At 67.7% G+C, this 14,592-nt stretch carries 12 protein-coding genes; 7 read left to right on the forward strand and 5 right to left on the reverse strand.

Translation table 11 applies throughout. The annotated features are described in order from the left end of the window. The coding region (locus G3N62_RS11960) for a methyl-accepting chemotaxis protein (RefSeq protein WP_206141239.1) at positions 1 to 969 on the forward strand (969 nt) is incomplete at its 5' end. Between the two features lie 411 nt (positions 970 to 1,380). After that, a complete protein-coding gene (locus tag G3N62_RS11965; protein WP_059558971.1) occupies positions 1,381 to 2,925 on the forward strand; it encodes a PAS domain-containing methyl-accepting chemotaxis protein in 1,545 nt (514 codons plus the stop codon). A gap of 114 nt (positions 2,926 to 3,039) precedes the next feature. Here G3N62_RS11965 and gabD read toward each other — a convergent pair whose 3' ends face one another. Both gabD and G3N62_RS11975 read right to left on the reverse strand, forming a co-directional pair. After that, positions 3,040 to 4,509, reverse strand: a complete 1,470-nt coding sequence (gene gabD, locus G3N62_RS11970; protein WP_124670358.1) for an NADP-dependent succinate-semialdehyde dehydrogenase — start codon at positions 4,507 to 4,509, stop codon at positions 3,040 to 3,042. A 100-nt stretch (positions 4,510 to 4,609) separates the two neighbouring features. Continuing rightward, positions 4,610 to 5,893, reverse strand: coding sequence for a 4-aminobutyrate--2-oxoglutarate transaminase (locus tag G3N62_RS11975; protein ID WP_124670357.1), 1,284 nt, complete (start codon positions 5,891 to 5,893; stop codon positions 4,610 to 4,612). 126 nt (positions 5,894 to 6,019) lie between these two features. Between G3N62_RS11975 and G3N62_RS11980 the strand changes: the two genes are divergently transcribed. Then, entirely contained in the window at positions 6,020 to 7,528 is a 1,509-nt protein-coding gene (locus tag G3N62_RS11980; RefSeq protein WP_034187780.1) for a PLP-dependent aminotransferase family protein, read from the forward strand. Between the two features lie 65 nt (positions 7,529 to 7,593). Here the strand turns inward: G3N62_RS11980 and G3N62_RS11985 are convergent, their stop codons facing one another. Continuing rightward, on the reverse strand, positions 7,594 to 8,430 hold the full coding sequence (locus G3N62_RS11985; protein ID WP_069706909.1) for a DMT family transporter: 837 nt from the start codon (positions 8,428 to 8,430) through the stop codon (positions 7,594 to 7,596). A 115-nt stretch (positions 8,431 to 8,545) separates the two neighbouring features. Between G3N62_RS11985 and selD the strand changes: the two genes are divergently transcribed. The 3 genes from selD (at position 8,546) to G3N62_RS12000 (ending at position 11,582) form a co-directional block, all read left to right on the forward strand. Then, on the forward strand, positions 8,546 to 9,610 hold the full coding sequence (selD, locus tag G3N62_RS11990; RefSeq protein ID WP_063851213.1) for a selenide, water dikinase SelD: 1,065 nt from the start codon (positions 8,546 to 8,548) through the stop codon (positions 9,608 to 9,610). Between the two features lie 72 nt (positions 9,611 to 9,682). After that, the gene (locus tag G3N62_RS11995) at positions 9,683 to 10,273 is read left to right on the forward strand and encodes a LysE family transporter (protein ID WP_059558966.1); all 591 of its coding nucleotides are present in this window, start codon (positions 9,683 to 9,685) and stop codon (positions 10,271 to 10,273) included. A 229-nt stretch (positions 10,274 to 10,502) separates the two neighbouring features. Then, positions 10,503 to 11,582: a purine nucleoside permease gene (locus G3N62_RS12000; RefSeq protein ID WP_034187784.1), complete on the forward strand. Its 1,080-nt coding sequence runs from the start codon at positions 10,503 to 10,505 to the stop codon at positions 11,580 to 11,582. Between the two features lie 208 nt (positions 11,583 to 11,790). Here G3N62_RS12000 and G3N62_RS12005 read toward each other — a convergent pair whose 3' ends face one another. Beyond that, complete coding sequence (locus tag G3N62_RS12005; RefSeq protein WP_034187785.1) at positions 11,791 to 12,084, reverse strand: DUF4148 domain-containing protein; 294 nt, start codon at positions 12,082 to 12,084, stop codon at positions 11,791 to 11,793. Between the two features lie 442 nt (positions 12,085 to 12,526). Then, positions 12,527 to 13,531 (reverse strand): putative multidrug efflux transcriptional regulator CeoR, encoded by a 1,005-nt coding sequence (gene ceoR, locus G3N62_RS12010; protein WP_034187786.1) that lies wholly within the window; start codon positions 13,529 to 13,531, stop codon positions 12,527 to 12,529. A gap of 174 nt (positions 13,532 to 13,705) precedes the next feature. Here ceoR and G3N62_RS12015 point away from each other — a divergent pair, with 174 nt between their 5' ends. Next, positions 13,706 to 14,566 carry an alpha/beta hydrolase gene (locus G3N62_RS12015; RefSeq protein ID WP_034187787.1) on the forward strand — a complete coding sequence of 287 codons (861 nt, stop codon included), beginning with the start codon at positions 13,706 to 13,708 and terminating at the stop codon, positions 14,564 to 14,566. Positions 14,567 to 14,592: the final 26 nt, after the last annotated feature.

Genomic DNA, 14,592 nt, shown 5'->3' on the forward strand with positions numbered 1-14,592 from the left:
TCGCTCGCGGCGTTCGCCGCGGTGACGGCCGGCGTGGCGGCCGCGGCCGGCTGGTGGCTCGACGCGCAGATCGTGCAACCGGTGAAGCGGTTGCACGAGCAGGCGCTGAACGTCGCGACCGGTGAAAGCCGGCGCGGCGTGCGGATGAACCGCGTCGACGAGATCGGCATGACGCTGCGCACGATCAATCAGCTCGGGCTGATGTTTCGCTGGCTCGTCGACGACGTCAGCGAGCAGGTGCACAACGTGCAGCGCGCGAGCAACGAGATCGCGCAGGGCAACAACGACCTGAGCGCGCGCACCGAGCAGGCTGCGTCGAGCGTGCAGCAGACGGCCGCATCGATGGCCGAGATGACGGCGACCGTGTCGAGCAATGCGGAGACGGCCCTGCAGGCGAACCAGCTGTCGGTGTCGGCGAGCGACGCGGCCGAGCGCGGCGGGCAGGCGGTGAGCGAGGTCGTGACGACGATGAGCGAGATCACCGACAGCTCGCGCAAGATCGCCGACATCATCGGCGTGATCGACGGCATTGCATTCCAGACCAACATCCTCGCGCTGAACGCGGCGGTCGAGGCCGCGCGGGCCGGTGAACAGGGGCGCGGTTTCGCGGTGGTCGCGGGCGAGGTGCGCGCGCTCGCGCAGCGCAGCGCGAACGCGGCGAAGGAGATCAAGACGCTGATCGGCGCGAGCGTCGAGCGCGTGGAATCGGGCGCGCGGATCGTCGACGGCGCGGGCAAGACGATGGAGGATATCGTCACGCAGGTGAAGCGCGTGTCGGACCTGATCGCGGAGATCAGCTCGTCGACGGCCGAGCAGAGCACGGGCGTCGCGCAGGTCGACCAGGCGGTCGTGCATCTGGACAACATCACGCAGCAGAACGCGGCGCTCGTCGAGCAGAGCACGGCGGCATCGGAGAGCCTGAAGCAGCAGGCGACCCGGCTGGTGGATGCGGTGAACGTGTTCCGCTGATGGCCGCAAGCGTGCGCGACGGGCGGATTCGATCGAAGATTTCCGAATGTCGCGCACCCTGCGCATGGCTTTTTTTGCTTCAATCGAAATTCGATAAACGAGAAATATTCGTATTCCGATTTTTCCGGCGGCGCATTAAATGGAATTGGCCGAATCGAAATCAATAATCAGACGAATACCCGTTAAACCGTTGTCCGGCAAGGCTTTTGTTTCATCCATAAACAAACGATTCGGCAAAAACAAGATGATGCAAATTTAATGAATATTTTCCCGAATACACCGTAATGTTTTCGTGGAATTTGCCGAAAGCGCAGGAGCACGGCTCACGCGCATGCGAATCGACAGCAATGCGCGCGGGTCTCGAATCAATCCACAAGCGGGCGCAAGATCCGCCATCCGGAGCTCCTCACCATGCGCAACAACCAGCCCGTCACGCAACGCGAATTCGATTTCCCCGATGACGCGACGCTGATGTCGACGACCGATGCCGACAGCTACATCACGTACGCCAACGCGGCATTCATCCAGGTCAGCGGATTTTCTCCCGACGAAATCGAACGTCAGCCGCACAACGTCGTGCGCCATCCGGACATGCCGAAGGAGGCGTTCGCCGACATGTGGGCGACGCTCAAGGGCGGCGAGCCGTGGACCGCGCTCGTGAAGAATCGCCGCAAGAACGGCGATCACTACTGGGTGCGCGCGAACGCGATTCCGGTGATGCGCAACGGCCAGCCGAAAGGCTATATGTCGGTGCGCACGAAGGCGACGCGCGACGAGATCGCGGCCGCCGAAGCGTTGTATCGCGATTTCCGCGAAGGCAAGGCCGGCAATCGCCGCTTCCACAAGGGGTTGATCGTCCGCACGGGTGTGATGCGCGTTGTTTCGCTGTTCCAGACGATGTCGGTGCGCGCGCGCGTGCATGCGGCGCTGGGCGCGCTGGCGCCGGCCGTCGTCGGCGCCGGCTGGGCCTGCGGGCTGACCGGCGGCGCGCTGGCGGCGTTTGCCGGCGCGGCGGTGGGCGTGACGGCGGTTGCCGGCTGGTGGCTCGATGCGCAGATCGTGCAGCCGCTTCGGCAATTGCGCGACGAGGCGCTGCGCGTCGCGACCGGCGAGAGCCGCAGCAGCGTGCGGATGAACCGCGTTGACGAGATCGGCATGACGCTGCGCACGATCAATCAGCTCGGGCTGATGTTCCGCTGGCTCGTCGACGACGTCAGCGAGCAGGTGCACAACGTGCAGCGCGCGAGCAACGAGATCGCGCAGGGCAACAACGACCTGAGCGCACGTACCGAACAGGCCTCGACGAGCGTGCAGCAGACGGCCGCGTCGATGGCCGAGATGACGGCGACCGTGTCGAGCAATGCGGAAACGGCGCTGCAGGCGAACCAGTTGTCGGTGTCGGCGAGCGATGCGGCCGAGCGCGGCGGGCAGGCGGTGAGCGAGGTCGTGACGACGATGAACGACATCACCGCCAGTTCGCGCAAGATCGCCGACATCATCGGCGTGATCGACGGCATCGCGTTCCAGACCAATATCCTCGCGCTGAACGCCGCGGTCGAGGCCGCGCGCGCGGGCGACCAGGGACGCGGTTTCGCGGTGGTGGCGGGCGAGGTGCGCGCACTCGCGCAGCGCAGCGCGAACGCGGCGAAGGAGATCAAGGCGCTGATCGGCGCGAGCGTCGATCGCGTGGAATCGGGCGCGCGGATCGTCGACGGCGCAGGCAAGACGATGGAGGATATCGTCACGCAGGTGAAGCGCGTGTCGGACCTGATCGCGGAGATCAGCTCGTCGACGGCCGAGCAGAGCACGGGCGTCGCGCAGGTCGACCAGGCGGTCGTGCATCTGGACAACATCACGCAGCAGAACGCGGCGCTCGTCGAGCAGAGTGCGGCGGCGTCGGAGAGCCTGAAGCAGCAGGCGGCGCGGCTCGTGGAAGCGGTGAACGTGTTTCGTTGATCGCGGCAGGGAAGGTGACGCGGGCGCGGCGGAGAGGGGCGCCGGCCCGCGTCGGACCGCCCGGTTCCGGCCGGGCGGTCAGGGCCTGTCGCCGAAGCGGCAGGCCCCGAGCCGTCAGACGGCGAGGCAGAGGTACTTGATCACGACGTAGTCGTCGATGCCGTAGTGCGAGCCTTCGCGGCCGAGGCCCGACTGCTTGACGCCGCCGAACGGCGCGACTTCGTTCGAGATCAGGCCCGTGTTCACGCCGACCATCCCGTATTCGAGCGCTTCCGCCACCTTCCACACGCGGCCGATGTCGCGGCTGTAGAAGTAGGCGGCCAGGCCGAACTCGGTATCGTTCGCGAGGCCGATCACTTCCTCGTCGCTGCTGAACTTGAACAGCGGCGCGAGCGGCCCGAACGTCTCTTCCTTCGCGACCTTCATCGCCGGCGTGACGCCCGTCAGCACGGTCGGCTCGAAGAAGCCGTGGCCGAGCGCGTGGCGCTTGCCGCCCGTCACGACGGTCGCACCCTTCGCAAGCGCGTCCTCGATGTGCGCCTCGACCTTCAGCACGGCCGCTTCGTTGATCAGCGGGCCCTGCGTGACGCCCGGCTCGGTGCCGCGGCCGACCTTCAGCTGGCCGACGGCGGCCGCGAGCTTCTGCGCGAACGAGTCGTACACGGCTTCATGCACGTAGAAGCGGTTCGTGCACACGCAGGTCTGGCCGCTGTTGCGGTACTTCGATGCGATCGCGCCCTGCACGGCCGCATCGAGGTCGGCGTCGTCGAACACGATGAACGGCGCGTTGCCGCCCAGCTCCAGCGACACCTTCTTGACCGTCGCCGCGCATTGCGACATCAGCAGGCGGCCGACCGGCGTCGAGCCCGTGAACGACAGCTTGCGCACGATCGGGTTCGACGTCATTTCGCCGCCGATCGCCTTCGGGTCGCCCGTGACGACGCTGAACACGCCGGCCGGCACGCCCGCGCGTTCGGCCAGCACGGCCATCGCGAGTGCGGAGAACGGCGTGGCCTCGGCCGGCTTCACGACGATCGGGCAGCCGGCCGCGAGCGCCGGGCCGACCTTGCGCGTGATCATCGCCGCCGGGAAGTTCCACGGCGTGATCGCCGCGCACACGCCGATCGCTTCCTTCGTCACGACGATGCGCTTGTCGCTCGCCGGCGTCGGGATCGTGTCGCCGTACACGCGCTTGCCCTCTTCCGCGAACCACTCGAGGAACGACGCCGCGTAGCCGATCTCGCCCTTCGCCTCGGCCAGCGACTTGCCCTGCTCGGTCGTGAGGATCAGCGCGAGGTCGTCGGCGTTTTCGATCATCAGGTCGTGCCACTTGCGCAGGATGACCGCGCGTTCCTTCGCGGTCTTCTTGCGCCACGCCGGCCATGCGGCGTTCGCGGCGTCGATCGCGTGACGCGTCTCGGCCGTGCCCATCGCCGGCACGGTGCCGAGCAGGCCGCCCGTCGCCGGGTTGCGGACATCGAACGTCTCGCCGTTCGTTGCGCCTTGCCATTCGCCGTTGACGTACGCCTGCTGGCGGAACAGCGACGGATCTTTCAGTGCCAGGGTTTCCTGAACGGTGCTCATATGAATCGCCTGCTTTGAAAAGGACGGATAAGGACGGATGAAAACGGCCGCCGCCGTCTTCACGACGGCGGCGGCCCATTCAGTTGAAGTGGGCGGGCACTCAGGCCGGCACGCCGACCGTTTCCTTCAGCACTTCCTCGAGGATCGCGAGCGCTTCGTCGAACACGGGCTGCGTGATCGTCAGCGGGAACAGGAAACGCACGACGTTCGAGTACACGCCGCACACGAGCAGCAGCAGGCCGCGCTCGAGCGCACGCGTCTGCACGCGCTTCGTGAATTCGGCATCCGGCTCGCCCGAGCCCGGCTTCAGGAACTCGACCGCGATCATCGCGCCCGGGCCGCGCACGTCGGCGATCTGCGGCACGTCGGCCTGCAGCGAGGTCAGCTTCGCCTTCAGCACGTCGCCGAGCTGCGTCGCGCGTTCGCACAGCTTTTCCTCGTCGATGATCTCGAGCACCGCGTGCGCCGAGGCGACGGCCAGCGGGTTGCCCGCGTACGTGCCGCCGAGGCCGCCGGGCGCTGCCGCGTCCATCACGTCCGCACGGCCGACGACGCCCGACAGCGGCATGCCGCCCGCGAGGCTCTTCGCCATCGTGATCAGGTCGGCCAGCACGTCGTAGTGCTGCATCGCGAACAGCTTGCCGGTGCGTGCGAAGCCCGTCTGGACTTCGTCGGCGATCAGCAGGATGCCGTGTTCGTTACAGGTCTTGCGCAGCGCGCGCACGAATTCGGCCGGCGCCGGGTTGAAGCCGCCTTCGCCCTGGACCGGTTCGAAGATGATCGCGGCGACGCGCTTCGGATCGATGTCGGCCTTGAACAGCATCTCGATCGCCTTGATCGAGTCGGCGGTCGTCACGCCGTGCAGCGCGTTCGGGTACGGCGCGTGGAACACGTCGCCCGGGAACGGGCCGAAGTTCAGCTTGTACGGGGCGACCTTGCCGGTCAGCGCCATGCCCATCATCGTGCGGCCGTGGAAGCCGCCCGAGAACGCGATGACGCCCGGGCGGCCGGTCGCGGCCCGCGCGATCTTGATCGCGTTCTCGACGGCTTCGGCGCCGGTCGTGAAGAATGCGGTCTTCTTCGGGAAGTCGCCCGGCGCGCGGTCGTTGATCTTCTCGGCCAGCTCGACGTACGACGCGTACGGGACGATCTGGTAAGCGGTGTGCGTGAAGCTGTTCAGTTGATCCGAGATCGCCTTGACGATCTTCGGGTGGCGGTGGCCCGTGTTCAGCACCGCGATGCCGGCGGCGAAATCGATGAAGCGACGGCCTTCGACGTCCCACAGTTCCGCGTTCTCGGCGCGGGCTGCGTAGAAATCGCACATCACGCCGACGCCGCGCGGGGTGGCGGCGTTCTTGCGGGCCTGCAGATCGGCATTCTTCACGGTCATCTCCTTGATGTTCTTTCCGGTGAGTAGAAAATCGGGCGCCTTGGCAGCCCATGGAGGCGACTATAATCACATTTGGCTCTGGCAATCAGAGCCATTTCAATAAATATTCAGGAGCCAATCATGCGCGCGAGCGTGTTGTCGGACTGGCTGGCGCAGCGCCTCGTGCGCGGCGGCGCACAGCCGATCTACCGGCAGCTTCACCGGCTGCTGCAACAGGCGATCCTGTCGCGCGAACTGCCGGCCGGCACGCGTGTGCCGTCGTCGCGGCTGCTGGCCGCCGAGCTCGGCATCGCCCGCAACACGGTCACGCAGGTTTACGAACAGCTGGCGCTCGAAGGCTATGTGAATTCGGCGACCGGCCGCGGCACCTTCGTCGCCGACAGCGCGCCGGACGAGATCGTCGGCGTGCCGCCCGACGCGGCGGCCGGGCCCGCCGTCGTGATGCCGTCCGCGCGGCGGCTGTCCGCGCGCGGCACGCGGCTCGTCGAAGGCGCCGGCGTGTCGAAGCGCCAGGGCGGCGCGTTCATGCCGGGCGTGCCCGATGTGTCGCGATTTCCGGCGCGCGTGTGGACGCGGCTGCACAACAAGTACTGGCGGCGCCTGCGCCCCGACCTGCTGACGTACGCACCGGGCGGCGGGCTCGCGCTGCTGCGCGAGGCGCTGGCCGACTACCTGCGCACGTCGCGCTCGGTGCGCTGCACGCCCGAGCAGATCGTGATCACGACCGGCATCCACCAGTCGATCGACCTCGCGGTGCGGTTGCTGACCGATCCGGGCGACGCGATCTGGACCGAGGACCCGTGCTACTGGGGCGTGCGCAGCGTGCTGAACGTGTCGGGGCTGACCACGCGGCCGATTCCGGTCGACGACGAAGGCATCGCGCCGTCGGCCGCCGATCTCGCCGCGCCGCCGAAGCTGATGCTCGTCACGCCGTCGCACCAGTATCCGCTCGGCATGGTGATGAGCCTCGCGCGGCGGCGGATGCTGCTCGAATACGCGCGCCAGCACGGCTGCTGGATCATCGAGGACGACTACGACAGCGAATTCCGCTACGGCAGCCGACCGCTCGCGTCGCTGCAGGGGCTCGACACGGCCGGGCAGGTGATCTACGTCGGCAGTTTCGGCAAGACGCTGTTCCCGGGGCTGCGGGTCGGGTATCTCGTCGCGCCGGAACCGCTCGCGGAAAGTTTCGCGACCGCGAGCGCCGAGCTGTACCGCGAAGGGCAACTGCTGCAGCAGGCGGTGCTCGCGGAATTCATCGCGGAAGGGCACTTCGTGTCGCATATCCGCAAGATGCGCACGCTGTACGGGCAGCGCCGCGAGGTGCTGCTCGAGGCGGTCGCGCGCCGCTACGGCGATACGCTGCAGGCACTCGGCAGCGACGCGGGGCTGCATCTGGTCACGCAACTGCCGGAAGGGGTCGACGATCGCGCGGTCGCGCAGGCCGCGCTCGAACGCAATATCGTTGTGCGGCCGCTGTCCGGTTACTACGCGGATCGCGAGCGCGCCGCGTCGGGGTTGCTGCTCGGTTATGCGTGCGTGCCGGAAGACGAGATCGCGACCGCGTTCGCGACGCTCGCCGAGGCGATCGACGAGCGGGCGTTCGGCAGGGCCGTCGCGGTGGCTTGACGGCGCGGCAGCGGCATCGTCGCGGGGCGGCGCCGGTGGTCGGTGCGAGGCCGGCGCGGGCGCGCCTACAGCCGGATCAGCGCCGCGCCGGCCACCACCAGCGCGCACGCAGCGAGCCGTTGCGCGCCGGGCCGCTCGCGCATCACGAACCAGCCGATCGCGACCGCGAAGATCGAGCTCGTTTCGCGCAGCGCGGACACGGTCGCGACCGGCAGGTGCCGGTACGCGAGGATCACGATCCCGTATGCGGCGAGCGAGATCGTGCCGGCGATCGCGCCCTGCGTGAGTGCCGTGCGCGACGCGAGCACCGCGCGCGGGCCGCCGCGCAGCACGCCGACGAGCACGAGCTGCGGCACGCTCCACAGCAGGTACACCCACGCGATGTAGCCGAGCGCGCTGCCGGACAGGCGCGAGCCGATTCCGTCGCAGATCGAGTACGCGGCGATGAACACGCCCGTGAGCAGCGCATACGGCACGCCTTCGCCGGAGAACCGGAAGCCGCGCCGCAACGCGAGCGACATGATCCCGAACGACACCAGCGCGATGCCCGCGAAGCCGAACGGCGTCGGCCGCTCGTGCAGCATCGCGAGCGCCAGCACCGACACGAGCAGCGGCGAGATACCGCGCGCGATCGGATAGATCTGGCCGAATTCGCCGCTGCGGTACGCGCGCGCGAGCGTGAAGCAGTACGCGACCTCGAGCGTGGCCGACGCGACGATGTACGGCCACGCGGCGAGCGCCGGCGCCGGCAGCAGCGCGGCGCCGGCGATGCCGAACGCGAGATACGGCAGCGACATCGTGCCGAGCTGCACGAGCCGGTCTTCGCTGACGTGGAGGAACGCATTCCAGATGGCGTGCAGCAGCGCGGAGCACAGCACGAGGCCGATGAACAGGTGATCCATGAACGAAGGTGCGGGCGGCGGCGGGCGGGGGACGGCGCCGTCAATTATGTGGGTATCCGGCGCGCTCGCGCGGAATTGTCGATAATAGAACGTTGTTATTCACCGGATGCCGACGATGACCGAAGCCACCCAAGCCCAGCCTGCCGTTCCGCGCCTCACGAGCCTGTCGCACGGGGGCGGCTGCGGCTGCAAGATCGCGCCGGGCGTGCTGTCCGAACTGCTGAAGCGCGCGACGCCGCCCGCGCTGTTCCCGGACCTGCTGGTCGGCACCGAGACGTCCGACGACGCGGCCGTCTACCGGCTCAACGACGAGCAGGCGATCGTCGCGACCACCGATTTCTTCATGCCGATCGTCGACGATCCGTTCGACTTCGGCCGCATCGCGGCGACCAACGCGCTGTCCGACGTGTATGCGATGGGCGGCAAGCCGATCCTCGCGCTCGCGCTGGTCGGCATGCCGATCAACGTGCTGCCGCATGAAACGATCGCGGCCGTGCTGCGCGGCGGCGAATCGGTGTGCGCGGACGCCGGCATTCCGGTCGCGGGCGGCCATTCGATCGATTCGGTCGAGCCGATCTACGGGCTCGCGGCGATCGGCGTCGTGCACCCGTCGCGCGTGAAGCGCAATGCGGCCGCGCGCGCCGGCGACGTGCTCGTGCTCGGCAAGCCGCTCGGCGTCGGCGTGCTGTCGGCCGCGCTGAAGAAGAACCAGCTCGATGCCGACGGTTACGCGCAGATGGTCGCGACGACCACCAAGCTGAACCGGCCGGGCACGGAGCTGGCCGCGCTGCCGGGCGTGCACGCGCTGACCGACGTCACGGGCTTCGGGCTGCTCGGCCATACGCTCGAGCTGGCGCGCGGCGCGCAGCTGACCGCGCGCGTGCACTATGCGTCGCTGCCGTGGCTCGCCGGCGTCGAGGCGTTCGTGGCCGACGGCGTGTTCACCGGTGCGTCGGGCCGCAACTGGGCCGCGTACGGCACCGACGTGCGGCTCGCCGACGGCCTGCCGCCGGTCGCGCAGGCGCTGCTGACCGATCCGCAGACGTCGGGCGGCCTGCTCGTCGCGTGCGCGCCCGACGCGGTCGACGACGTGCTCGCGTGCTTCCGTGCCGACGGTTTCGACCGCGCGGCCGTGATCGGCGAGATGGTGGACGGGCCCGCGCGCGTCGACGTCGCCTGACGCGGATTTTCCGCGCGGGTTCTTTATGCGGTCGCCGGAATCGATGCCTTCCCTCGAAGGCATCGACGATCGATGAACGACTTCCTGTTCGGGCTGATGATCGCGCTGTCGGTCGGGCCCGTTGCATGGATGATCGCGAACTACGGCATGCGCGCCGGCACGGCGACCGGCGTGCGCGCGGCAATCGGCGTTGCCGCGGCGGACGGCTGTCATGCAGTCGTCGCGTTCACGATCGGCGCGATGCTCGCGAGCACGCTCGCGGCGCATCTGTCGTTGTTCCGTAGCGTGGGCGCGGGCGTATTGCTCGCGATGGGCATGCGGATGCTGTGGCAGGCGCTGCGCGACCGTCGGCGCACGCTCGAAGGCGATACGCCGCCGCCGGGTGACCGCCCGTTGATGTCGATGTTCGTCGTCACGCTCGCGAACCCGCTGACGATCCTGTTGTTCTACGGCTATGCAACGGCTGCCGCCGGCGCGCATCGGCACTGGCTGACCGGTGCCGCGTGCGTGTTCGCGGGCAGCCTCGCGGGGCAGCTCGTGTTCGCGTTCGGCGGCAGCGCGATCGGCCGCTTCGTGAAGTCGCCCGGGTGGCTCGCGGCGAGCCATGTGGTCGCCGCGCTCGTCGTGCTCGGTAACGGTGTTGCGGGGCTGATGCGCGTGTAGCGCGGCGGGCAGCGGCCGGCGTCGCACGGGCGGCCAACCCGATAGCATTCCTGATGTTTGCAATGCGGCGGCGAACGCGCGCATTCCGTCACGCAACACGCGTCCATGCGCACGAAACACCGTTCGCCGTTTCGTAGTCGGGTTCCGCATTGCGTACGCCCGTTCTATACTCCCTCGCGCAGTCTCCGAGAGCCGTTCTCACCCAACATCATCGAAACAAGGAACGCCGATGCTGACTCGCTCCATCCTTTCCGCTGCCGCATTCTCGCTCGCGGCCTGTGCGACCGCGCCGTCGATCGCGCAGGACAACCAGGGCAACAACGCGGGCAACCATGCATTCGCCGAGACCGGTGCACAGGGCCGCCCGGTCAAGGTCATGATCATCACGATGTTCGGTCCGGAGGGCCAGGCGTGGCTCGACCGGCTCGGCCCGTGGCGCGACATCGCCGTGCCGGGCCTGTCGCCCGACTACCCGGCCGTTCACTGCAACAAGCAGGACGTGTGCGTCGTGACGACCGGCATGGGCTATGCGAACGCGTCGGCGACGATCATGGCGCTCACGTTCTCGCAGCGCTTCGATCTGCGCCGGACGTATTTCCTGGTGTCCGGCATCGCGGGCGTCGACCCCGCGCAGGGCACGGTCGGTTCGGCCGCGTGGTCGAAATACCTCGTCGATTTCAGCCTGCAGTGGGAGCTCGACGCGCGCGAGATTCCCGCCGGCTGGAACACGGGTTTCCTCGGCATCAACACGAAGAGCCCGAACGACAAGCCGCCGCTCGACTATCGCACCGAAGTGTTCCAGCTCAACCCGCAGCTGACCGACGCCGCGTACGCGCTGTCGCGCAACGTCGTGCTCGCCGACAGCGCGCAGGCGCAGGCTGCCCGCGCGAAGTTCACGTATGCGCCGGCGAACCGGCCGCCGACGGTGATCCAGTGCGATACGTCATCGGGCAACACGTGGTTCTCCGGCACGCTGATCGGCGAGCGCGCGCGCCAATGGACGAAGATCCTGACCGACGGCAAGGGCACCTACTGCATGACCGCGCAGGAAGACAACGCGACGTATGAGGCGCTCAAGCGCGCGGCGAGCGTGAAGCGGGTCGACCTGTCACGCGTCGCGGTGCTGCGCACGGGGTCCGATTTCGACCGCCCGTATGCGGGGCAGACGAGCGCCGACAACCTGCTGAACTACGCGGACCAGGGCGGCTTCGCCCCGGCGACCGAAAACCTGTACCGCGCGGGTAATCCGCTGGTTCAGGACATCGTCACGCACTGGGGCGAATGGCGCGACGGCGTGCCGCGCCGTTGACGGCCGGACGATGACTCGGCCGGCGGTCAATGCGATCGCGGGGCCGAACGGAACGGCGTCCAGACCGGCGTGGTGTCGTCCCAGTGATCGAGCGGCGAAGGAAGGGTGTCGTTCATCATGTGCTCCTGCAAGTCACTGACTCGGCGAGTCGTCGAAAGGTGTGCCGCGACGCCGCGCACGGGCCGACCCGTTGCGCGGCGTCGCGCGTTTACCGGCCCCCGCCGGCGAGCTGGTTGCTTTCCGGCAGCGAGCGATACGGGCCCTGGGCGAGTTCGAGCCCTTGCGGATACGAATTCGCCTTGCGCAGGTACGCGAGCGTGCCGTCCTTGCGCGCTTGCACGACTTCCGCGCTCACTTCGGCACGCGTACGCGGGCCATTGTGCTGCGCGTACCACGACGTATTGCCGTAGTCGCCGGCGTGCGGCGTGCCCGAATCGGCGAAGGCCGGTGCGGACACGGCGAGCGTGAGCGCGAGGGCGGAGAGAAGATGGCGGCGGTTCATGGCATAACTCCTGTGTCGGTATGAGTCAGCGCTTCAGCGCTGACTCGGATCCCATGTCGGAGCGGGCGTCCGAGCGCTGCTCCGGTCCCATCGAGCGGGATCTGTTCGATGCGCAACGAGGTGCGCGACAGGGTTTACTCTAGGTATCTGTTCGGTCGCGATAAATGCGGCAGACGCGAATTGATTTGTCGCCGCACCGGAACAATCGACATCCGCATGGACGACAGGGTTATGCGGAAATTGCCGGCAGCCCCGTGCAGCGGGGCGCACGCGGGTGCGGCGGCCACCCGCGACGGCGCGCGCGGGCGATTGCTGCTCGCGACACAAAGGTTTGCTGCGGAATCGGGAAGGATCGGATGCGCCGAGCGCATCGGCGGCTTGAAGACGGCGAGGAGAGCGGACGATGCGCGGGCCGCGCGGCCCGCGCATGCAGGTCAGACGATTACGCGACCCATTCGTTGATGACCGGCGTGTCGAGCGCCGGTGCGCGTTCGGCTTCCTCGAACGTGCGCTTGCTGCACGTCGCGTCGAGGCTGCCCTTGCCGCTCAGCAGCGGGCAGCGGTCGAACACCTCGGCCACCCAGTCGACGAACACGCGCACCTTCGGCGACAGGTGGCGGCTGTGCGGATACACGACCGAGATCGGCATCGGCAGCGGCTTGACGCCGGGCAGCACTTCCTTGAGCCGGCCTTCGCGCAGCTGCGGCAGCACCATGAAGAGCGGCGGCTGGATCAGGCCGAAGCCTTCGATCCCGCAGGTCACGTACGCATCCGCGTCGTTCACCGACACGATGCTGTTCATCTTCACCTCGATTTCCTTGCCTTCGGTGAGGAACGTCCAGTCGATCGTGCGGCCGGTGCGGCTCGAGAAATAATTGACGGCCTTGTGCTGGCCGAGATCGTCGATCGTCTGCGGCTCGCCGTGGCGCTCGAGATACGCGGGCGCGGCGACCGTCACGCATTCGAACAGGCCGACGCGACGCGCGACCAGAGACGAATCCTGCAGCGCGCCGACCCGGATCACGCAGTCGACGCCTTCCTGCAGCAGGTCGACCGGCCGGTCGGACAAGCCGAGCTGCAGGTCGATGTCCGGATAGCGTGTATGAAATTCGCACAGCGACGGAATCACGAGCAGCCGCCCGATCGAGCCCGGCATGTCGATACGCAACTTTCCGTGCGGTTTCCGGTTGTTGGCCTGGAAGCTCGCTTCGGTTTCCTCGACGTCCGCGAGGATCCGCACGCATCGTTCGTAGTACGCGGCGCCGTCCGGCGTGAGCGACAGCCGGCGCGTGGTCCGGTGCATCAGCCGCACGCCGAGGAAGGCTTCGAGATTCTGGATGATCGTCGTGACGGACGCTCGCGGCAGGCCGAGCGTTTCTGCTGCCTTGGTGAAGCTGCTTGTATCGACGACGCGAGTAAACACCTGCATGGCCTGAAGCCGGTCCATCACAACCTCCGCAATCTAATTTGCCGCCGGAACAACAAGGCTGCGCTACCTCGTGGGTAAACGCAGCCTCGGATTGTTCGGGGGCGTTGAATTGTGTTGCCGGATTATAGGCATTTATCCCAATGTCTGCCGGACCCAGAATTCGTTCCATCTCGAAATGGATGCTGCATCGTCATGGACGCTTCTGAATTCAGCAAATTCCTGAAAGCCGCGTTGCCCGCGCAAGCCTTGGCGGGCGCGGCGCTGACGGTCGCCGAAGTGGAAATTCCCGGCTACGCGCAGGACATCGTGCTGCGCCTCTACCGCCGCCCGGACAAGACCGGGTTGCCGGTAGTGCTTTATTTCCACGGCGGCGGTTTCGTCCGCGGTTCGCTCGAGGACGCGGATTTCGCCGCGCGTTTTTTAGCAGAACGCTTACCAGCACTCGTAGTGTCGGTCGATTATTCGCTCGCGCCGGCCTTTCCCTTTCCGGCCGCGCCGGAGGATGCGTATCGCGCGGCCGTGTGGGTCGCGACGCGGGCCCGCGCGTTCGGCGGCAACCCGAAGAAGATCGGGGTCGCCGGCCACGACGCGGGCGGCCAGCTCGCGAATTGCCTCGCCTTCATCGCCCGCGACCGCGGTGAAGTGTCGATCGCCGCGCAGGCGCTGTTCGGACCGATGCTCGACCCGAGCATGACGCGCATCGGCGACGCCGAGCGCCTCGCGTCCGACATCACCCCGCGCGAATGCGCGGCCTGTTATCGCGCGTATCTGCCACAGGCGGCGCAGCGCATGCATCCGTACGCGGCGCCGCTCGAGTCGGTGCGCCTCGCGGGGCTGCCGCCGACGCTCGTCGTCACCGCGCAGAACGACGTGCTGCACGTCGAAGCGGAGAAATATGCGAGCTGCCTGATCTCGTCGGGCGTGCTCACGCAGGTGATCCGCTATCCGGACATCACGCACGCCGCGCTCGCGACACACGAAGCCGCGTTCGAGGAAGCCGTGCGCTTCTTCCAGTGCCGCTTCCAGGCGCGCCAGCCGAACCGTTCCGAATAACCAAAACCATTCCACGTTTACTGGAG

The organism is Burkholderia sp. Tr-20355, assembly GCF_017104685.1.
Lineage (GTDB): Bacteria > Pseudomonadota > Gammaproteobacteria > Burkholderiales > Burkholderiaceae > Burkholderia > Burkholderia seminalis.